The organism is Microbacterium sp. NPDC089320 (genome assembly GCF_040684875.1).
In the GTDB taxonomy this organism is placed as follows: Bacteria; Actinomycetota; Actinomycetes; order Actinomycetales; family Microbacteriaceae; genus Microbacterium.
In genome coordinates this window covers 146,804-165,905 of record NZ_JBFBGY010000001.1, presented here as the reverse complement: position 1 = coordinate 165,905, position 19,102 = coordinate 146,804, and the positions used below count along the sequence as shown (strand labels likewise).

Annotated in this window: 17 protein-coding genes and 1 tRNA gene; 13 read left to right on the top strand and 5 right to left on the bottom strand. The window is 66.9% G+C overall.

Annotation, left to right across the window (positions count from 1 at the left end):
• Positions 1–47: 47 nt before the first annotated feature.
• From mmsA to AB0N61_RS00805, 3 genes are read left to right on the top strand one after another with little or no spacing between them, the layout of a single operon-like run.
• On the top strand, positions 48–1,568 hold the full coding sequence (gene mmsA, locus AB0N61_RS00815) for a multiple monosaccharide ABC transporter ATP-binding protein (protein ID WP_363362025.1): 1,521 nt from the start codon (positions 48–50) through the stop codon (positions 1,566–1,568).
• On the top strand, positions 1,565–2,923 hold the full coding sequence (gene mmsB / locus AB0N61_RS00810; protein WP_167947821.1) for a multiple monosaccharide ABC transporter permease: 1,359 nt from the start codon (positions 1,565–1,567) through the stop codon (positions 2,921–2,923). The genes mmsA and mmsB overlap by 4 nt, the downstream gene beginning before the upstream one ends.
• A gap of 60 nt (positions 2,924–2,983) precedes the next feature.
• Positions 2,984–4,105, top strand: coding sequence for a sugar-binding protein (locus AB0N61_RS00805; protein WP_167947820.1), 1,122 nt, complete (start codon positions 2,984–2,986; stop codon positions 4,103–4,105).
• 111 nt (positions 4,106–4,216) lie between these two features.
• Here AB0N61_RS00805 and AB0N61_RS00800 read toward each other — a convergent pair whose 3' ends face one another.
• From AB0N61_RS00800 to AB0N61_RS00790, 3 genes are all read right to left on the bottom strand, one after another.
• Positions 4,217–4,612 (bottom strand): hypothetical protein, encoded by a 396-nt coding sequence (locus tag AB0N61_RS00800; RefSeq protein WP_363361063.1) that lies wholly within the window; start codon positions 4,610–4,612, stop codon positions 4,217–4,219.
• 443 nt (positions 4,613–5,055) lie between these two features.
• Positions 5,056–5,514, bottom strand: a complete 459-nt coding sequence (locus AB0N61_RS00795) for a hypothetical protein (protein WP_363361062.1) — start codon at positions 5,512–5,514, stop codon at positions 5,056–5,058.
• A 203-nt stretch (positions 5,515–5,717) separates the two neighbouring features.
• Positions 5,718–7,052, bottom strand: a complete 1,335-nt coding sequence (locus tag AB0N61_RS00790) for a DUF222 domain-containing protein (protein WP_363361060.1) — start codon at positions 7,050–7,052, stop codon at positions 5,718–5,720.
• A gap of 103 nt (positions 7,053–7,155) precedes the next feature.
• Here AB0N61_RS00790 and AB0N61_RS00785 point away from each other — a divergent pair, with 103 nt between their 5' ends.
• The 6 genes from AB0N61_RS00785 to AB0N61_RS00760 all read left to right on the top strand — a co-directional run bounded on the left by AB0N61_RS00785 (position 7,156) and on the right by AB0N61_RS00760 (position 14,491).
• Positions 7,156–7,893, top strand: a complete 738-nt coding sequence (locus AB0N61_RS00785; RefSeq protein ID WP_363361059.1) for an alpha/beta hydrolase family protein — start codon at positions 7,156–7,158, stop codon at positions 7,891–7,893.
• Positions 7,894–7,938: 45 nt separating this feature from the next.
• Positions 7,939–9,750 (top strand): ABC-F family ATP-binding cassette domain-containing protein, encoded by a 1,812-nt coding sequence (locus AB0N61_RS00780; RefSeq protein WP_363361057.1) that lies wholly within the window; start codon positions 7,939–7,941, stop codon positions 9,748–9,750.
• A 123-nt stretch (positions 9,751–9,873) separates the two neighbouring features.
• Entirely contained in the window at positions 9,874–11,676 is a 1,803-nt protein-coding gene (locus AB0N61_RS00775) for a Na+/H+ antiporter (protein WP_363361056.1), read from the top strand.
• Between the two features lie 91 nt (positions 11,677–11,767).
• Entirely contained in the window at positions 11,768–12,688 is a 921-nt protein-coding gene (locus AB0N61_RS00770; RefSeq protein ID WP_363361054.1) for a MetQ/NlpA family ABC transporter substrate-binding protein, read from the top strand.
• A gap of 100 nt (positions 12,689–12,788) precedes the next feature.
• Entirely contained in the window at positions 12,789–13,832 is a 1,044-nt protein-coding gene (locus AB0N61_RS00765; RefSeq protein ID WP_363361052.1) for a methionine ABC transporter ATP-binding protein, read from the top strand.
• A complete protein-coding gene (locus AB0N61_RS00760) occupies positions 13,832–14,491 on the top strand; it encodes a methionine ABC transporter permease (RefSeq protein WP_167947811.1) in 660 nt (219 codons plus the stop codon). Before AB0N61_RS00765 ends, AB0N61_RS00760 begins: the two co-directional genes overlap by 1 nt.
• On the opposite strand, the gene AB0N61_RS00755 is transcribed toward AB0N61_RS00760, so the two are convergent.
• On the bottom strand, positions 14,478–15,401 hold the full coding sequence (locus AB0N61_RS00755) for a pseudouridine synthase (RefSeq protein ID WP_363361051.1): 924 nt from the start codon (positions 15,399–15,401) through the stop codon (positions 14,478–14,480). The genes AB0N61_RS00760 and AB0N61_RS00755 overlap by 14 nt on opposite strands.
• 17 nt (positions 15,402–15,418) lie before the next feature.
• Positions 15,419–15,913 carry a MarR family transcriptional regulator gene (locus AB0N61_RS00750; protein WP_053097060.1) on the bottom strand — a complete coding sequence of 165 codons (495 nt, stop codon included), beginning with the start codon at positions 15,911–15,913 and terminating at the stop codon, positions 15,419–15,421.
• Between the two features lie 71 nt (positions 15,914–15,984).
• On the opposite strand from AB0N61_RS00750, the gene AB0N61_RS00745 reads away from it, so the two are divergent.
• The 4 genes from AB0N61_RS00745 (at position 15,985) to AB0N61_RS00730 (ending at position 19,087) form a co-directional block, all read left to right on the top strand.
• A tRNA-Gln gene (locus AB0N61_RS00745) sits at positions 15,985–16,056 on the top strand.
• A gap of 1 nt (position 16,057) precedes the next feature.
• Complete coding sequence (glmU, locus tag AB0N61_RS00740) at positions 16,058–17,488, top strand: bifunctional UDP-N-acetylglucosamine diphosphorylase/glucosamine-1-phosphate N-acetyltransferase GlmU (protein WP_167947809.1); 1,431 nt, start codon at positions 16,058–16,060, stop codon at positions 17,486–17,488.
• Between the two features lie 8 nt (positions 17,489–17,496).
• Complete coding sequence (locus AB0N61_RS00735; protein WP_167947808.1) at positions 17,497–18,531, top strand: ribose-phosphate diphosphokinase; 1,035 nt, start codon at positions 17,497–17,499, stop codon at positions 18,529–18,531.
• 85 nt (positions 18,532–18,616) lie between these two features.
• Positions 18,617–19,087 carry an FMN-binding protein gene (locus AB0N61_RS00730; RefSeq protein WP_167947807.1) on the top strand — a complete coding sequence of 157 codons (471 nt, stop codon included), beginning with the start codon at positions 18,617–18,619 and terminating at the stop codon, positions 19,085–19,087.
• Positions 19,088–19,102 lie beyond the last annotated feature (15 nt).

Sequence of the window (19,102 nt, the reverse complement as noted above, 5' to 3'; positions counted from 1 at the left end):
TGAGCACCACAGCAACGTTGCCGGTCGTGTCAGGCCCCATCCTGGAGATGCGCAGCATCACCAAGGAGTTCCCGGGTGTCAAAGCGCTGTCCGACGTGTCCATCACCGTCCGAACCGGAGAGATCCATGCGATCTGCGGCGAGAACGGCGCCGGCAAGTCGACCCTGATGAAGGTCCTCTCCGGCGTGTACCCCTACGGCTCGTATGAGGGGGAGATCCTGCTCTACGGCGAGGAGCAGCGCTACCGCGACATCGCGGCGAGCGAGCAGGCGGGCATCGCGATCATCCACCAGGAGCTCGCTCTCATCCCCGAGCTCTCCATCACCGAGAACATCTTCCTCGGCAACGAGATCCGTCACCTCGGACGCATTGACTGGCAGGCGCAGCGTCAGCGCACGGTCGAGCTGCTGGCCCGCGTCGGTCTGCGTGAAGATCCCGACGTCGCCATCAAGACGCTCGGCGTCGGCAAGCAGCAGCTGATCGAGATCGCCAAGGCCCTCAACAAGGACGTCAAGCTCCTCATCCTCGACGAGCCCACCGCGGCGCTGAACGAGAACGACTCGCAGCACCTGCTCGACCTGATCCTGGGCCTCAAGGCCAAGGGCATCGCGTCGATCATGATCAGCCACAAGCTCAACGAGATCGAGCAGATCGCCGATGAGATCACGATCATCCGCGACGGCCGCACGGTCGAGACGCTCGACATCTCGCGCGGCGAGATCAACGAGGACCGCATCATCCGCGGGATGGTCGGCCGCTCGCTCGAGAGCCGCTACCCCGACCGCACCCCCGAGATCGGCGAGGTCTTCTTCGAGGTCAAGGACTGGTGGGTGCAGCACCCGACGGTGTCCGAGCGCATGGTCGTGAAGGGATCGAACCTCAACGTGCGGCGCGGCGAGGTCGTCGGCATCGCAGGGCTCATGGGCGCCGGGCGCACGGAGTTCATGATGAGCATCTTCGGTCGCTCCTACGGCAACTTCCAGTCGGGCACGATCATCAAGGACGGCGTCGAGATCGCCCTCCCCGACGTGTCGTCGGCGATCAAGCATGGGCTCGCCTACGTCAGCGAGGACCGGAAGGCGCTCGGGCTCAACCTCCTCGACACCATCAAGAGGTCGGTGGTGGCGGCGAAGCTGTCGAAGATCTCGAAGCGCGGCGTCGTCGACGAGCGCGAGGAGTACTCGGTCGCCGAGCGCTACCGCAAGGCGCTGCGCATCAAGACGCCCAGCGTCGAAGAAGGCGTCGGCAAGCTCTCGGGAGGAAACCAGCAGAAGGTCGTGCTGGCCCGGTGGATGTTCACCGACCCCGACCTGCTGATCCTCGACGAGCCCACCCGCGGCATCGACGTCGGAGCGAAGTACGAGATCTACGCGATCATCAACGAGCTCGCCTCGCAGGGCAAGGGCGTCATCGTCATCTCGAGCGAGCTGCCCGAGCTGCTCGGCATCTCAGACCGCATCTACACAGTCTTCGAAGGTCGGGTCACCGACTGCATCCCGGCCGACCAGGCGACACCCGAGGCCCTCATGCGCAGCATGACCTCCGCGACTCAGAAAGCATCCGCATGACCACCGACCTCACGACAACGAAGCGCGGCTTCCACTTCGGCGACATCCGCAAGATGTTCGGAAGCAACGGCACCTCGTCACTGCGCCAGTTCGGCATCCTGGGCAGCCTCATCGTCATCATCGTCCTCTTCGAGATCCTGACGCTGCTGCGCAACGGACCGAACGGCGCGACGCTGACGTCGGGCAACCTGATCAACGTCATCAACCAGTACTCGTTCATCCTGATCCTGGCGATCGGCATGGTGATGGTCATCATCATGGGACACATCGACCTGTCGGTGGGCTCCGTGGCGGCCTTCACCGGAATCATCGTCGCGAAGTCGATGGCCGACTGGAACCTCCCTTGGCCGCTGGCGATCCTCCTCGGCCTGGGCGTCGGCGCCCTGGTGGGTGCGTGGCAGGGGTTCTGGGTCGCGTATGTCGGGGTTCCCGCGTTCATCGTGACGCTCGCCGGCATGCTGTTCTTCCGTGGCGCGCAGCAGTGGATCGGTGACGCGCAGACGATTCCCGTGCCCAAGGGCTTCCAGGTGATCGGCACCGGGTATCTGCCCGAGGTCGGACTCCCGCTCGACTTCAACGTGCCTACCATGATCCTCGCCCTGCTCGCTGTGGCGTGGCTGGTCTTCTGGGAGATCCGCACCCGTCGCCAGCAGCACAAGATGGGCTCCGACAGTGCGCCCCTGTGGGTCAGCGTCGTCAAGGTGGTGCTGCTCTCGGTCGTCGTGCTCGCCGCCGCGTGGATGTTCGCGACGGGCCGTCCCGGCACCAGCTTCCCGGTTCCGGGTCTGATCCTGCTCGCCCTCGTCATCATCTACTCGTTCATCACCCGCAACACCGTGTTCGGCCGTCACATCTACGCCGTGGGTGGCAACCGCCAGGCTGCGCGTCTCTCGGGCGTCAAGGACCGCTGGGTCGACTTCTTCGTCATGATGAACATGTCGATGATGGCGGCACTCGCCGGCATGATCTTCGTGGCTCGTTCGCAGGCGTCCGGTCCGAACGACGGCACCGGCTGGGAGCTCGACGCGATCGCATCCGTGTTCATCGGTGGCGCCGCTGTCGCCGGCGGTATCGGCACCGTGATCGGGTCGATCATCGGTGGTCTGGTCATGGCCTTCCTCAACAACGGTCTCGCTCTGCTCGGCCAGGGCGCCGACGTCGTCTCGATGATCAAGGGCCTCGTGCTCCTGCTCGCGGTCGGCATCGACGTCTGGAACAAGCAGCAGGGCCGTCCGTCGCTCATCGGCCTCCTGACCCGCCGGTCGGGCCGTCGGGGCGACCCGGAGGCGACCCCGACCTTCGAACCCAACAGGACTTACCAAGCCCCTCCCGTCGACAAGACGAGGGCCGAGTAAGCGGACTCTCCGCGCAGCGCTCGCACGCAGAATCCGTCACATCACACAGAAAGAGATCACATGAAGAAGATCATCGTCACAGCGACAGCGCTCGTCGCGACGGCTGCCTTCGCACTCACGGGCTGCTCCGGTGAGCGCGGCGGCGGAACCGACACGGGATCCGGCGACGAGGCCGAAGCAGGCTTCGCGGCAGACTCCTCGATCGGTGTCGCACTCCCCGACAAGACCAGTGAGAACTGGGTTCTCGCCGGTCAGCTGTTCACGGACGGCCTCGAAGAGGCCGGCTTCAAGGCCGACGTGCAGTACGCTCCCGCGAGCAACACGGTCGCCGAGCAGCAGAACCAGATCCAGGCAATGGTCACCAACGGGGCCAAGGTCATCATCATCGGTGCGAAGGACGGCAAGCAGCTCGCCACGCAGGTGCAGGCCGCCAAGGACGCAGGCGCCTACGTCATCGCCTACGACCGTCTGATCGAGAACACCGAGGCTGTCGACTACTACGTCGCGTTCGACAACTTCAAGGTCGGCCAGCTGCAGGGCCAGGCTCTGCTCGACGGTCTCGCCGAGCGTGCGGGTCACGAGGCGCCGTACAACATCGAGCTCTTCTCGGGCTCGCCGGACGACGCGAACTCGAAGGTCTTCTTCGACGGCGCGATGGACGTCCTTCAGCCCGAGATCGACAACGGCAACCTGGTCGTCGTGTCGGGACAGACCGAGATCGCGCAGACCGCGACCGAGGGATGGCTCCCGGAGAACGCGCAGAACCGCATGGACACGCTGCTCACCTCGTCGTACAGCGGTGACGCCGTCGTCGACGGTGTGCTGTCGCCGAACGACACGCTCGCTCGCGCCATCATCACCTCGGTGCAGCAGGCAGGCAAGCCGGTTCCGGTCGTCACGGGTCAGGACTCCGAGGTCGAGTCGGTGAAGTCGATCATGGAGGGCATCCAGTACTCCACGATCAACAAGGACACGACGCTGCTCGTCGAGCAGTCGATCAAGATGGTCGGCCAGCTGCAGAAGGGCGAGACCGTCGACGTCAACGACGAGGAGTCGTACGACAACGGCGCCAAGGTCGTCCCGGCATACCTGCTCGACCCGGTCATCGTCACCAAGGAGAACGCTGCCGAGGCATACGCAAACGTGCCGAGCCTCCTCGAGATCGTGAAGTCGTACCAGTAAGCGACATCGCTCTCGCACAGCAGACGAGCCGTCCGGACCTTCGGGTTCCGGGCGGCTCGTCTGTCTCCGCGCGCTTCTTCGGTCGTCTTCACTCTGTGCGTCGGATGCCGTTCAGCAGCCGATTCCCGCGGGATCCTCGGCACACGTGTGGGCGACCAGTGCGGTGTGCGCCTCGAGGATGCGGACATCCTGGGTGGGGCCCGGGGTGGTGAGCTGTCCGGTGACGTCGACCCAGCCGGCGCCGAGGTCGACCTGAGCGGAGTAGCGGATGTCCACGTGTGCCGAGTACACGCCGGGTTCGCGATACACATGACTCGTCGGGGTCGGCGTGAACTGCGCCTGGCCGAGCGACGCCCAGGTCTGGCCGGGCGTGGTCACGGTGGCCGAGCTTCCGTCGCCGTAGGTGTAGACGTAGACCGCCGGCGTGAAACGAACGCGGAGAGGGATGCCGAAAAGCTCGCCGTTCTGGATCTGGGCCGTTGCGGCGCCGACGAAGTTCGTCGGCATCCCGGCGATCCCGACGTTCCCGGGCTCGGCGGCCGCGAGGACGGATGCCGGAGCGAATCGTGCCAGGTCGGAGATTGTGATCGTCGGGGTCCCAGGCGTGGACGACGGGGGCGACGGCTGCCCTGGCGGGTTGGCGCGACGTGCGCACCGCGTGGTTCCCGAGTCGTCCATGCACTCCGCGAGATCGATCGCCTCCTGGCTCGGACCCGATGGTTCGCTGGGGCCGGTGCGGTCGCCAGGACTCCCGTCGCCCCGTCGGGAGTTCGTGCCGGGGTCAGTACTCGGTTGCTGTTGCGTACCCGAGACGGTGAGGGATGAGCCGTCGGTGGAGCCGCACAAGCCCATTTTCTCTGATGCGCCAGCGCAATAAGAGGACGCGTCGACTGCGTTCGCCGGCCAGGCGAAGATTAGACCGAGAGTCAAAGTCCCGGCTGCGATCTTGCTCAACATGAGGCCCCGTCCGCCGAGCTCTCAACACTGATTCTCAGCCTTGCTTGGTCTCCTGTGAACTGGACGAGTTGAGAAACTACATCGCCCCGATCAGCGGGAGTGACATCCACACCATCAGCGTTCAAGACTCGCAGGGCGGACACGTCGATGCATACAACACTCGTCACAGTTGCGACGCGGTCATCGACGTTGGCCTCGGTGCCTCGGAACGAAGTGACGATAGCCTCTCCATCGGCGCGAAGTCCCCACTCGCGAAACGAGTTCTGCGCGTCGACGTCATTTTCCAGCGCCACCCCTTCAAGAAATGCCTGCGGATTGGGCTCGGCCTCGCCCCGAATGCGGGCGTTACCAGCATCGTTGTATGCCCGATACACCTCTTCCGCAGCCGCGAAAGCCTCTTCCTCTGTGGCGAATGCTGCGGTGGGAGCGGGCGAGGGCTCCGGATCCGGCACGCATCCCGCGAGCATGAGCGTGATGACCGCGACGGCGGCGCTTGCTGTCCGCCACCGAGCGGTGGCAGCGTCCCCTCGTCGGTGATGTGTCGAGGGCAGGGGCGATGTTCGCAATGGAGGAGGAGTCACCGCGCCACCGTAGTGAAATCGGGCGTGCGCGCGTCACGGTTGTCCACAGCCCCACACGAACGCCCGCGTGCTCGTCAGAACGGGGCGCGAACTGTGTCCGACTCGGTGAAGGTCACCGTGTTCGGCGCAGGGGGAGTATCGATATACGTTCGACCCGTGGGACTCGTCCACTCCATGACCCCGCCCGGCCTCTGCTCGACGTGCCACGGAGTCTGATGTTTGAGAATGTGATGTCGGCGGCAGAACGATGCAAGATTCGTCTCGCAGGTCGCGCCGCCCGTCGAGGCGGCGTGGTTGTGGTCGAGGTCGCATTTCCGCGCCGGAATCCCGCACGCGGGGAATCGACATCGCTGATCTCGCGCCCGCAGGTGCCTGCGCAGGTGACGACTCGGCCGGTATCGGTCGACGGCGAGCACCCGACCGCTGATCGGATGCGTCAGCACCCGCTCCCAGCCTTTCGTCTGCCCTGCCAGCCGGCGCGCGGTGTCGACATCGATCGGAATCACGCCATCGAGCTCGGCGGGCGGCGTTGTCTCGGCATCCGACTCTTCACGCGCGTCGTCATCCATGAGCGTCGTCACCGGAACCGTCACCTCGATGCGCGCCAGGATCTCGCCGAGCAGGCCATCGTCACTGTCATGGCCCGTGGGTCGGCCGCTGAGCACCAGATCGGCGAGAAGATCAGCGCGGATCTCGTCGACGGTCCGGTCGTCCGACTCGTATTCGCCGCCGTCGCGAGCCGCCTGCCGCTTGGCGCGCAGATTCTCGGCGCGCAGCGCGTGCGCCATCTGCGAGAGTCGATCGAACATGCCGTGGACGAGAGCGGCAGGCGCGTGCGTGTGCAGCGCTGCCATCCCGTCTTCGCCGTCGGTGACCCAGACGCGCCGCTGAGCGCGCGACGTGCGGTGCCTCTCCGACACCGTCGTCGGAGCGAAACGCTCCGCCATGCGGCGCGCCAGCGCGCGCAGCCGGTTCGGTGATTCCACCTCGGCGAGCGGAAGGATCGCCGCGGAGTAGCCCTCGCGATCGCTCGACGACTCGATGCGCGCTCCGGCATCCACGATCACCCGGGAGTGAGCCGCGCTGATGCGCCCTGCGCCTTGCGCGGCCCACACCGCAGGGAACCGATCGACCAGCAGTTCGGCAGCCGCCATCCGGCGCTCGATCGTGCGATCGCTGACATGCTGCACTGCTCCGATCTCGGCTGCGATGGTGCGGATCGAGTGGTCGCCGCGATCAGGATGGTCGCCCTGTCTCGCGATGTCGATCGCCAGCCGACTCGCGATCGCCAGCAGGCCGTCACGGGCGGCCATCATGCTGTTCACCGTCGCCTCCGCGACCTGCAGCGACGTCACCAGATCGGCGAGCGTCACCATCTGCGCATCCGTCGCATCGAGCAGTGCTGTCATGTCTCCGAGTCAACCACCCTCCACCGACATTCGAACAAAGATGCGATACATTCCAGGGCCGTTATGATAACGACCGGGTAACGAACCGTGCGACACTGACCTCATGCTCCTTCACGCGCTCGATGTCGGCGCGGGCCCTCGCACGGTGGTCCTGCTCCACGGGATGATGGGGTCGTCAGACAGCTGGTGGCGCGTGATTCCCCTGCTCGTCGAGCAGGGGTTCCGTGTGCTGGCGATCGACCTCCCCGGTCACGGTCTGTCGCCGCGAGACGCGAGGCTGACGATCGAGCAGGCCACAGCGTCGGTGATCGAGACGGTCAGAAGTCTCGCGCCGGAGCGGCTGATCGCAGCCATCGGACACTCCTACGGCGCGAGTGTCCTCGCAGAGGCCGCCCCACTGCTCGGACCGGCGTCGGCCATCTATGTCGATGCCGCGCTCGTCGTCGCCGGGGGCCACGACCGCGAGCTCCTGACAGAGAGATACGCCCGTGATCGCGAGGCGAGACTGTCCCCGAAGTCGCTCCGCGCGTCACGTCCGTTCTACTCGGAGAGGGATGCCGAGGTCGAAGCTCTCGCGGCCCGACGCTTCGATCCGGCGACGACGGCATCGATCTCGTGCGGTGCCGATCACGCGTGGCTTCCCTGCCCGGGGTCGATCGTCGTCTGCGCCGAGCCGAGCGACTGGGTGACGCCCGCCGACATCGCCGGTTTCGAGGCGCACGGCATCGAGGTGCGGCGCATCCCCGGAGCCGCGCACACCGTCTGGTACAGCCACTTCGACGAGTTCGTCGCGTCCCTTCCCGAACTCTTCGGGTCGGCGAAGCCCGAAGGAACGGGATAGGCGCTGACCGAGCCCCCAGCCCGCGCGACTACCCTGGGGAATGACATGGCACATCTTCTCGGGGCAGAAGCCCTTCATCTCGAATATCCGACGAGGGTCGTCTTCGACTCCGTGACCCTCGGCATCGAAGAGGGTGACCGCATCGGCATCGTCGGCCGCAACGGCGACGGCAAGTCGAGCCTTCTGGGGATGCTCGCCGGCATCAAGGAGCCGAACTCGGGCCGAGTCACGGTGCGCGGCGGCACGACGATCGGTGTGCTCTCTCAGGCCGACACGCTCAGCGACGACCTGACCATCAGCGCGGCGGTCGTCGGCGACACCCCGGAGTACGAGTGGGCGGGCGACCCCCGCATCCGCGACGTGATCGAGGGCCTGCTGAAGGATCTGCCCTGGGATGCCGAGATCGGAGCCCTCAGCGGTGGTCAGCGTCGTCGCGTCTCGCTCGCCAAGCTGCTGACGGGGGACTGGGACGTCATCGCGCTCGACGAGCCCACCAACCACCTCGACGTCGAGGCGATCACGTGGCTCGCCGGGCACCTGAAGAAGCGGTGGAGCGCGAACTCCGGGGCTCTCCTGGTCGTGACCCACGACCGGTGGTTCCTCGATGAGATCTGCACCGAGACCTGGGAGGTGCACGACCGCATCGTCGAGCCCTTCGAAGGCGGCTACGCGGCGTACATCCTGCAGCGCGTCGAGCGCGACCGGATGGCCGCCGCCACCGAGGCGAAGCGTCAGAACCTCGCGAAGAAGGAGCTCGCGTGGCTGCGTCGAGGCGCGCCTGCGCGGACCGCGAAGCCGAAGTTCCGCATCGAGGCGGCCAACGAGCTCATCGCGGACGTGCCGGAGATCCGCGACAAGATCTCGCTGCAGTCGCTCGCCGTGTCGCGTCTGGGCAAGGACGTCGTCGACCTGCTCGACGTCGGAGTGACGTATCAGACGGCAGACGGCGGCACCAAGACAGTGCTCCGCGACGTCGAATGGCGCATCGCGCCGGGGGAGCGCACCGGCATCCTCGGCGTGAACGGCGCCGGCAAGTCGACGCTGCTCGGGCTCATCTCAGGCACCGTCGAGCCCACCGTCGGCCGGGTGAAGCGCGGCACGACCGTCAAGGTGAAGACGCTGACGCAGCGCCTCGACGAACTCGAAGACGTCAGGCGAGAGCCGGTGCGTGTCGTGATCTCGCGGCTGCGCACCTCCTACACGATGGGCTCCGGCTCGAAGGCGCAGGAACTCACGCCGGGTCAGCTGCTCGAGCGACTGGGCTTCGATTCCGCGCAGCTCTCCACCCCGGTGAAGGACCTCTCCGGAGGCCAGCAGCGCCGTCTGCAGCTGCTGCTCGTGCTCCTCGATCAGCCCAACGTGCTGATCCTCGACGAGCCGACCAACGATCTCGACACAGACATGCTCGCGGCGATCGAGGACCTGCTCGATTCGTGGTCGGGAACCCTGCTGGTGGTCAGCCACGATCGGTACTTCCTCGAGCGCGTCACCGATCAGCAGTTCGCGATCCTCGACGGACACCTGCGGCACCTTCCCGGAGGCGTCGACGAGTACCTGCGCCTGCGTGAGCTGCAGACCTCGACCCCGGGCAAGTCGCAGACGGCCGTCAACACCGCGAAGAAGGCCCCCAGCCTCGACGGCGCCGCACTGCGCGCAGCCCAGAAGGAGGTCGCGTCGCTCGAGCGGCGCATCCAGAAGCTCACACAGCAGGTCGACAGGGCGAAGACCGCTCTGGCAGATCACGATCAGTCGGACTTCGCCGGCCTCGGCGAGAAGATGAAGGCGATCAGCGAGCAGCAGGCCGAGATCGAGGAGCTCGAACTCCGCTGGTTCGAGCTGACCGAAGAGCTCGACTGACGAGAGGTCTGGTCCTTCCGCCGTCGCGGGAATACGGTGGCAGTCGAATGCGCTGTGCTCTGGGCGGGGTTCGATGCCAGCCGGGATCGCACAGCTTGATCCTGCGGTACTCGGGAGGTTCAGATGGAAGGACTCGAGGTCACCGTCCTGATCGGACTCACGATCCTCATGGGCACGCTGATCGCGCCGCGCGTGCGGCTCGCGCTGCCGCTCGTGCTCGTGATCTTCGGACTGCTGCTCGGCTTCGTGCCGCAGCTGCGCGAGATCCAGCTTCCCCCGGAGACCGTTCTGCTGCTGTTCCTCCCGGTGATGCTGTTCTGGGAGAGCCTCACGACCTCGCTGCGATCGATCCGGCGCGACTTCCGCTACATCCTTCCGATGAGCACGGTGCTGGTCGTGGCATCCGCGTTCGCCGTCGCTGGCATCGGTCTGCTGTTCGGGATGCCGTGGGAGACCGCCCTGATCCTCGGCGCCGCCGTGGCCCCGCCGGACGCGACGGCCGTCGCAGCCCTCGGCAGGCTGCTGCCCCGACGCATGTTCATGAAGCTCAAGGCCGAGAGCCTCACAAACGACGGAACCGCTCTCGTGCTCTACGCGATCGCCGTCTCCCTGGCGCTCGGCGGCAACATCACGCCGCTGTCGGTGACGATGTCGGTACTCACCTCGTATGTCGGAGGAGTGGCGGCCGGCGTCGTGATCGCCGGCCTCGGCTACCTGCTGCTGCGTCGGACCTCGTCGACGATCGTCATCAACGTCACGCTCCTGCTCATCCCGTTCACCGCATTCCTGCTCGCCGAGATCGCGCACGCCTCGGGTGTGCTCGCGGTCGTCGTCGCCGGCCTCATCGTCGCGTACGTCTCGCCGCGGGTGACGACCGCCTCGTCGCGGAGGCAGGCCGATGCCGCGTGGCCGTTCGGTGTCTTCCTGCTCAACGGAGCGCTCTTCGTGCTCATCGGTCTCGAAGTGCAGTTCGTCGCGCACGAGATCTCGGCGGCCGCGATCGGCAGGCTGCTGCTCATCACCCTGGCGGTGTGGGTGACGCTGCTGGTGGTCAGGTACGTCTTCCAGCTGCTGAACGCGCCCTTCCAGCGGCGAAACCCGGCGCTGCCGTCGCGCGGTGCCAAGGCCCGGTCGATGGCGGTGTCGACGGTGGCCGGCATGCGCGGCGCCGTCTCGCTCGCGATCGCCCTGTCGGTTCCGGTCGCCAGCGGTACCGAGGGCGAGATCGCCGGACGTGACGAGATCGTCTTCGTCACGGCGGGAGTGATCCTGCTCAGTCTGCTCGTGCAGGGTCCGATGCTGCCGGCGATCGTCCGCTGGGCGCGGTTCCCGGTCGATCACATGGAGGCCGAGGAGTACGAGCTCGCGGAGCGGACGATCTCGGGCGCGGCGCTCGCCGCCCTCGACGACCTCGCCGTCGAGCACGGCGTCGGCCAGGAGATCCGCGACAAGGTGCGCGCCGAGGGTTACCAGATGCTCGAGTTCTCGAACGCGCGGGCGCTGGCGCGCGAGCAGGCGATCGTCGACGCCGAGGCGCAGGCGCTCGATGTCATGCTCGACGAGCCCGATCCACTGGGCGGCGGACAGCAGATCGGTGGGGGAGCGGATGCCGGTGCCGCGGAGGCGTCGGTCGCGCTGCGACTGCCGGATGCGACTCGCGTCGGCGACGACGGCGAGCTCGCGGACGGCGAGGTCAGGACTCTGCAGATGATCGCCACCTCGGCCGACGTCGACGTCATGCAACGGTCGCCACTGCTGCGTCACGAGGAGCACACGCGCCTCAAGCTCGCGCTCATCGACCGCAAACGCGAGGTGCTGCTCGGACTGCGAAGAGACGGAACGGTCGACGACCTCGTGGTCCGCCGGATCTCGGCGCGGCTCGATCTCGAACAGGTTCGACTGCAGGGCATCGAGGACTACGACTGAGAGCTGTGACGCTCTGTGACACTCGATTGTCGCGGAGCGTATCGGCCTGCCTAACGTATTCGAGTCCCCCAAGAGAGGAACCCGAACACTCATGTCCATCACAGCATCCCGTCGGACCACATCCGTCATCGCCGCGCTCGCCGCGGTCCCGCTCTTCGTCGCGCTCGCAGGCTGCGCGACGGCATCCTCCGACGCCGGCTCCGGTGGCGGTGACTCCGAGAACGAGACCGTCAAGATCGGCGTCGTCGGCAAGGGAGACGCGCAGTGGGCTCCGTTCGTCGAGGCCGCCGCTGACGAGGGCATCACGGTCGAGCTCGTCGACTTCGGCTCGTACGAGCAGCCCAACCCCGCACTGACCGAGGGCGAGATCGACCTCAACCAGTTCCAGCACATCGTGTACCTCGCCGAATACAACACGGCATCGGGCTCCGACCTCACGCCGATCGGCTCGACCGCGATCTACCCGCTGGGTCTGTACTCGCAGAAGTACGACGACGTCAAGGACATCCCCGAGGGCGAGACCGTCGCCGTCCCGGACGACGCATCGAACCAGGCCCGTGCGCTGCTCGTGCTGCAGTCGGCCGGACTCATCGAGCTCAAGAGCGGCGGCACGATCTTCTCCGACCTCTCCGACATCGACACGGGCAAGTCCAAGGTCGAGGTCACGGCGCTCGAGGCCGCGCTGATCCCGACGTCGCTGCCCGATGTCGCCGCGGCGATCATCAACAACGACTTCGTCGAGGACGCCGGTCTCACTTTCGATGACGCGATCGCTCAGGACGACCCCGAGGACCCGAACGCGCTGCCGTACGTGAACATCTTCGCGGCACGCGCCGAGGACGCCGACAACGAGACGTACCTCAAGCTCGTCGAGATCTTCCAGACGAACGAGGACGTGCAGGCCGGTCTGCTCGAGTCGTCGGGTGACACCGCGGTGCCGCTGCAGACCCCCGTCGAGGACCTCGTCTCCTCGCTCGAGAAGGTCCAGAAGGACACCGAGGCCAACAAGTAGGACGACCGGGGTGACTGACACCCCCGTCCGATGAGGGAGAATCGGGTGGCGCTTCGTGCGTCACCCGATTCTTCGTTCCCGAAGCAGACCGGAGCACCGCATGCCGATCGTCACCCTGACGAACGTCTCGAAGACCTACCCCTCCCGCACCCGTGACGACGCCGAGATCGTGGCCGTCGACGATGTCACCCTCTCGATCGAGAAGGGGGACGTCTTCGGCATCATCGGATACTCGGGTGCGGGCAAGTCGACGCTCGTGCGACTGATCAACGCGCTCGAGCCGGCGACGAGCGGCACCATCACGGTCGACGGCATCGACATCACGGCTCTCAAGGAGAGCGAGCTGCGCAAGGTCCGCGGCGGCATCGGCATGATCTTCCAGCAGTTCAACCTGTTCGCCTCGCGCAGCGTCAAGGCGAACATCGCGTACCCGCTGAAGCTCGCAGGGTGGTCGAAGGCGGACATCGACAAGCGCGTCACGGATCTGCTGAGCTTCGTCGGGCTCGCCGACAAGGCGAAGGCCTACCCCGAACAGCTCTCCGGGGGCCAGAAGCAGCGCGTCGGCATCGCCCGCGCCTTGGCCACCGACCCTGCGATCCTGCTCGCGGACGAGGCCACCAGCGCCCTCGACCCGCAGACCACGCATGAGGTGCTCGATCTGCTCAAGCGGGTCAACCAGGAGCAGGGCGTCACGATCGTCGTGATCACGCACGAGATGGATGTCATCCAGACGATCGCCACGAAGGTCGCGGTCATGGAGAACGGTCGGGTGATCGAGCAGGGCGACGTCTTCGACGTGTTCTCCGCCCCGCAGAACCCGGCATCGCAGCGGTTCGTCGGCACGGTCGTGAAGGGCATCCCCACTCCGTCCGAGCTCAGCGTGCTGCGGGAGCGTCATCGGGGTCGTCTCGTCACCTTCTCGTTCCGCGACGGCGACTCGTCGCAGGCGCAGGTCTTCCTCGACCTCGCCGGTGCCGGGCTCGATTTCGAGCTGGTGTACGGCGGTATCAACGACATCCGCGGTCGGGCCTTCGGACACCTCACCCTCGCGATCCGCGGCGAGAGCGCCGTGATCGACCGCACCCTCGACGAGATCGGCAGACGCGTCGATGTCACCGAGATCGCAGAAGAAGAGGCACGCTGATGGATCGTCTGAACGAACTGTGGCCCGACCTCTGGAAGGCCGCCCTCGAGACGCTGTACATGACGTCGTTCGCCCTCGTGCTGGGTGGCGTCCTCGGTCTCGCGATCGGTGTCATCCTCTACGTCACCCGTCCCGGCGGGCTCGCCGAGAACAGGGCCGTGTCGGTCATCGCCAACCTCGGCGTGAACTTCTTCCGGCCGATCCCGTTCGTGCTCTTCGTGGCCGTGGCGCAGCCGTTCGCCCGCGCCGTGGTCGGCACGGGCATCGGCACCACGGCCGGAGCGTTCATGATCGGTCTGGCCGCGGCCTTCGCCATCGGCCGCATCGTCGAGCAGCACCTCGTATCGGTCTCGCCCGGCGTGATCGAGGCGGCGCGAGCCATGGGGGCGGGGCCTGCCCGCATCCTCTTCACGGTCGCGATTCCCGAGTCGCTCGGGCCGCTGATCCTCGGCTACACCTTCATCGTGGTGGCTCTCATCGACATGACCGCCATGGCAGGGCTCATCGGCGGCGGCGGCCTCGGTGCCTTCGCGCAGATCTACGGGTTCCGACAGTTCGAGCCGGTCGTCATGTGGACGGCGATCGTGCTCATCGTCGTGTTCGTGCATCTCGTGCAGATGCTCGGCACGTGGCTCGCGCGCAAGATCATGCGCCGCTGATCGGTGCCTCCTGCAGCGTGCGCGTCGTGGTGAAGACCCGCGGCGCGCCGCTCAGCGGGTCGACGAAATGCAGCTCGCGGGCGAGCAGCTGCATGGGGTGATCGAAGTCGTCGGGCTTCTCGCCGCGCAGCTCGGGGTAGAACGGGTCGTTCAGGATGCCGAGGCCCAGCGCTGCGAGATGCACCCGCAGCTGATGCATCTTGCCGCTGTGCGGGTGCAGCAGCGTGTGCACGACGCGATCGTCGGCGTCGATCACGTCGATCTGCGTCTCGGCGTTCGGCTCCCGCTCGTCGTCGACCTTCACCTTCAGCTCGTTGCGGAGCTTGACGATGTGGTTGCGGTACACGAGGGGGAACCGCGAGGCGTCCCAGTCCGCCGGACGAGCCGACACGGCCTCATAGACCTTCTGCACCTGCCGTGTCTCGAACAGCAGCTGATACGGCCCCCTGGTGGCCGGCCTCGCCGAGAACATCAGGACTCCTGCGGTCGCCCGGTCGAGGCGGTGGATCGGCGCCAGCTCATCGTTGCCGAGCAGGTTGCGCAGTCGGATCAGCGCGGAGTTCTGCAGGAACTTCCCGCCGGGGATGGTGGGCAGGAAATGGGGCTTGTCGATGACCACCAGATCGTCGTCCTGATGGATCACCTCGATCTCGACGGGGAGCCGGGTCTCGACGGGCGGGTCGCGGTAGTACCAGATGAACTCCTCGACGCCCAGAGGAGTGTCCCGCGCGAGGGGGGTGCCGTCGCGGGCGACGATCTCGCCGCGATCGAAGCGGCTGAGCAGGCCTTCGGGATCGAGGTGGAAGAAGCGATCGATCATGTAGGCGCCGACCGTCGGCCACTCGCCGCTCATCGGCAGGTGCAGACGTGTCGCGCCGACGCCGTGGCGCACCGGAAGAGGTGACAGCATGCCCATCCGTCAGCCCCTCACGCGTCGAAGCTCAGGCTGAGCTTGCGCAGCAGCGCAGCGAGCCGATCGCGGTCGCCCCGTGACAGCGCCTGCAGCAGGTCGTCCTCGACGTCGACGAGGCGCGTGATCGCGGCATCCACGCGGATGCGCCCGTCGTCGGTGAGCGTCACGAGCACGCTGCGACCGTCGGCGGGGTCGCCCTCGCGTCGGACGAAACGGCGGCCGACCAATCGGTCGATGCGGTTCGTCATGGTGCCGCTCGAGACGAGGGTCTGCTGCAGCAGCTGCTTGGGGGAGAGCTGGAAGGGGGCGCCGGCGCGGCGCAGCGCCGACAGCACGTCCCATTCCCAGGCCTCCAGATCGCTGCGCCGGAACACGTCTCTGCGCGCGCGGTCGAGCAGCCTGGTCAGCCGATCCATGCGTGACAGCACCTCGAGCGGTGAGAAGTCGAGGTCGGGGCGCTGGGTGTTCCAGGCGCCGACGATCCGATCAACCTCATCCGCCTCAGTCATCCGTCCATTATCGCCGGTAGCACGCAGGCGGACGTGGCAGACTTGACCCGCGGCGCCCTCGGGGGCCGCGGTCCGCCGTGGTGTAATGGCAGCACGACAGCCTTTGGAGCTGTGAGGTCTAGGTTCGAGTCCTGGCGGCGGAGCATGACTGGGAACAATCTCGCGATCATCATCCTCGCCGCAGGGCAGGGCACCCGCATGCGCTCGCGCCTGCCGAAGGTGCTGCACCCGATCGGCGGGCGCCCGCTGGTCGGACACGTGCTCACGACGGCCGGCCGCCTCGAGGCCGACCACGTCGAGGTCGTCGTGCGTCACGAGCGCGACCAGGTCGTCGCCGCACTCGAGAAGGACTACCCGGCCGCGGTCTTCATCGACCAGGACGATGTGCCCGGCACCGGCCGCGCGGTGCAGGTGGCGGTCGACGCGCTTCCCGCCGACTTCGACGGCGACGTGCTCGTGCTCTCGGGCGACTGCCCCCTCGCGGATGCCGACACGCTGCGCTCGTTCCTCGACGCGCACCGCGCCGCCGACGCCGAGGCGACGCTCATGACCGCGGTGGTCGAGGATCCGACCGGCTACGGCCGTGTTATCCGCGATGCCGACGGCGGGGTCGATCGCGTGGTCGAGCAGAAGGATGCGAGCCCCGACGAAGCCGCTGTCAGCGAGATCAACGCCGGCATGTACGTCTTCCGGGTCTCGACGCTTCGCAGATACCTGCCGTCGGTGGGCGTCGACAACGCGCAGGGCGAGATGTACCTGACCGACGTCCCCGGGCTTCTCCGCCGCGACGGCAGCCGTGTGGCGGCATCCGTCGTCTCCGACGTCACCGTCACCTACGGCGTCAACGACCGCGCTCAACTGGCCGAGGTCGGTCGTCTGCTCAACCGCCGCATCGTGCGGCGCTGGCAGCTCGAGGGCGTCACGGTGATCGATCCCGCGACGACCTGGATCGACGACGACGCCACTCTCGCGCCCGACGTCACGATCCTCCCGAACACCCACATCCTGCGGGCCACGACGATCGCCGAAGGCGCCATCATCGGGCCGGACACGACCCTCGTCGACTGCGAGGTGGGGGAGGACGCGATCGTCCGCCGCACCGATGCCACGCTCGCCGTGATCGGCGCCGAGGCCACCGTCGGACCGTTCTCGTTCCTCCGCCCCGGCACGGTCCTCGGAGCGCGCGGCAAGATCGGCGCGTACGTCGAGACCAAGAACGCCGAGATCGGCGAGGGCAGCAAGGTGCCGCATCTGTCGTACGTCGGAGACGCGACCATCGGCCGCGGCGTCAACCTCGGCGCGAGCACGATCACGGCGAACTACGACGACGTGAACAAGCATCGCACGGTGGTCGAGGACGAGGTGCACACCGGCTCGCACACGACCCTCGTCGCGCCCGTTAGGCTGGGAGCTGGCGCCAAGACAGGTGCTGGCGCTGTCGTCCGAAAGGATGTTCCCGCCGGCTCGCTTGCCATGAGCGTCGCCCCTCAGCGCAACATCGAGGGTTGGGTCGAGAAGAACAGGGCAGGCACGGGCGCGGCAGACGCCGCAGCCCGATCCCGAGTGGCGGAGTAGGCAGGACGATGGCGCGCAAGAAGAAGACGGTCGATCTGGACAGGGACAACGGCATCGCTCCGGGTCTCGTCGCCAAGACCAAGAAGCGACTCGTGGTCGCGGGTGGTCGATCGCACCCCGAGCTGACCGCGGCAGTGGCCGCCTCACTCGGAACAGAGGTCGTTCCGACCGAGCACCGCACCTTCGCATCCGGTGAGATCTACGCCCGCTTCGAGGTGTCGATCCGCGGTTGCGACCTGTTCCTCGTCCAGACCTTCGGCGAACCGGTCAACGAGTGGCTCATGGAGACGCTCATCATGATCGACGCGGCGAAGCGCGCATCCGCCAAGCGCATCACCGTCGTCGCTCCGTACTATCCGTATTCGCGTCAGGACAAGAAGGGTCGCGGCCGTGAGCCGATCAGCGCCCGCCTCGTCGCCGACCTGCTGAAGACCGCCGGTGCAGATCGAGTCATGAGCGTCGACCTGCACGCCGCGCAGATCCAGGGATTCTTCGACGGCCCCGTCGACCACCTGTTCGCCAAGCCCGTGCTGCTCGACTACTTCCAGAGCACTCTGAGCCCTGCCGACCGTGAGATCCTCACTGTCGTCTCGCCCGACATGGGCCGTGTCCGCGTGGCCGACACCTGGTCAGACAGCCTCGGCGCCCCGCTGGCGATCATCCACAAGCGTCGCGACCCGAAGGTCGCGAATCAGGTCTCGGTGCACGAGATCGTCGGAGCCGTCGAGGGACGCACCTGCCTGCTCGTCGATGACATGATCGACACGGGTGGCACCATCGTGAAGGCCGCTCAGGCGCTCAAGGCGAACGGCGCGCACCGCGTGATCGTCGCCGCGACCCACGCGATCTTCAGCGACCCGGCGTCCGAGCGCCTCCAGGACGCCTCGATCGACGAGGTCGTCGTCACCGACACGATCCCGCTGACCGAGTCTCGCCGGTGGGACAAGCTGACTGTACTTCCGATCGCCCCCATGCTCGCGCGTGCCATCCATGAGGTCTTCGAAGACGGATCGGTCACGAGCATGTTCGGCGGAGACGCCTAGGCGGCTGATATTCCGGGCACAGCCGGCACATAGACGCGCTCCCTACGGTCGAATCAACACACCGATCAAGGCCGGGAGGACCATCATGATCCGCACGACTGTACCGACTTCCGTTCGCAAGAGCGCCGCCCTCGCCGGCGTCGCCGGGCTTCTCGTGCTCGCCGGCTGCTCGGGCACCGCCGATGCCGAGGACCAGTCCACCGACACCGGTACCGACACGAGCACCGAGTCGACGGATTCCGGTGCGGCGACGAGCGGCGACTACGCCGACGGCACGTACACGGCCGACGGCTCGTACCAGACTCCTGAGACGGTCGAGGAGATCACCGTGACTCTCACCGTCGCCGACGGCCTGGTCACGGAGGTCGAGGTGACGGGTGACCCGCAGGCCCGCGAGAGCGAGCAGTACCAGGGTCAGTTCATCGACGGCATCTCGGATGAGGTCGTGGGCAAGTCGCTCGACGACATCGAGGTGAGTCGTGTCGCGGGATCGTCGCTCACCAGCGGCGGGTTCAACGAGGCCGTCGAGTCGATCAAGGAGCAGGCGGCCGCCTGAGGCGCCTGACCACCC

Excerpts from the sequence above, each read along its gene's own strand:
- mmsA (WP_363362025.1), top strand. The coding sequence starts at position 48 with ATGCGCAGCATCACCAAGGAGTTCCCGGGTGTCAAAGCGCTGTCCGAC.
- mmsB (WP_167947821.1), top strand. The coding sequence starts at position 1,565 with ATGACCACCGACCTCACGACAACGAAGCGCGGCTTCCACTTCGGCGAC.
- AB0N61_RS00805 (WP_167947820.1), top strand. The coding sequence starts at position 2,984 with ATGAAGAAGATCATCGTCACAGCGACAGCGCTCGTCGCGACGGCTGCC.
- AB0N61_RS00800 (WP_363361063.1), bottom strand. The coding sequence starts at position 4,612 with ATGCCGACGAACTTCGTCGGCGCCGCAACGGCCCAGATCCAGAACGGC.
- AB0N61_RS00790 (WP_363361060.1), bottom strand. The coding sequence starts at position 7,052 with ATGACAGCACTGCTCGATGCGACGGATGCGCAGATGGTGACGCTCGCC.
- AB0N61_RS00785 (WP_363361059.1), top strand. The coding sequence starts at position 7,156 with ATGCTCCTTCACGCGCTCGATGTCGGCGCGGGCCCTCGCACGGTGGTC.
- AB0N61_RS00780 (WP_363361057.1), top strand. The coding sequence starts at position 7,939 with ATGGCACATCTTCTCGGGGCAGAAGCCCTTCATCTCGAATATCCGACG.
- AB0N61_RS00775 (WP_363361056.1), top strand. The coding sequence starts at position 9,874 with ATGGAAGGACTCGAGGTCACCGTCCTGATCGGACTCACGATCCTCATG.
- AB0N61_RS00770 (WP_363361054.1), top strand. The coding sequence starts at position 11,768 with ATGTCCATCACAGCATCCCGTCGGACCACATCCGTCATCGCCGCGCTC.
- AB0N61_RS00765 (WP_363361052.1), top strand. The coding sequence starts at position 12,789 with ATGCCGATCGTCACCCTGACGAACGTCTCGAAGACCTACCCCTCCCGC.
- AB0N61_RS00760 (WP_167947811.1), top strand. The coding sequence starts at position 13,832 with ATGGATCGTCTGAACGAACTGTGGCCCGACCTCTGGAAGGCCGCCCTC.
- AB0N61_RS00755 (WP_363361051.1), bottom strand. The coding sequence starts at position 15,401 with ATGCTGTCACCTCTTCCGGTGCGCCACGGCGTCGGCGCGACACGTCTG.
- AB0N61_RS00750 (WP_053097060.1), bottom strand. The coding sequence starts at position 15,913 with ATGACTGAGGCGGATGAGGTTGATCGGATCGTCGGCGCCTGGAACACC.
- glmU (WP_167947809.1), top strand. The coding sequence starts at position 16,058 with ATGACTGGGAACAATCTCGCGATCATCATCCTCGCCGCAGGGCAGGGC.
- AB0N61_RS00735 (WP_167947808.1), top strand. The coding sequence starts at position 17,497 with ATGGCGCGCAAGAAGAAGACGGTCGATCTGGACAGGGACAACGGCATC.
- AB0N61_RS00730 (WP_167947807.1), top strand. The coding sequence starts at position 18,617 with ATGATCCGCACGACTGTACCGACTTCCGTTCGCAAGAGCGCCGCCCTC.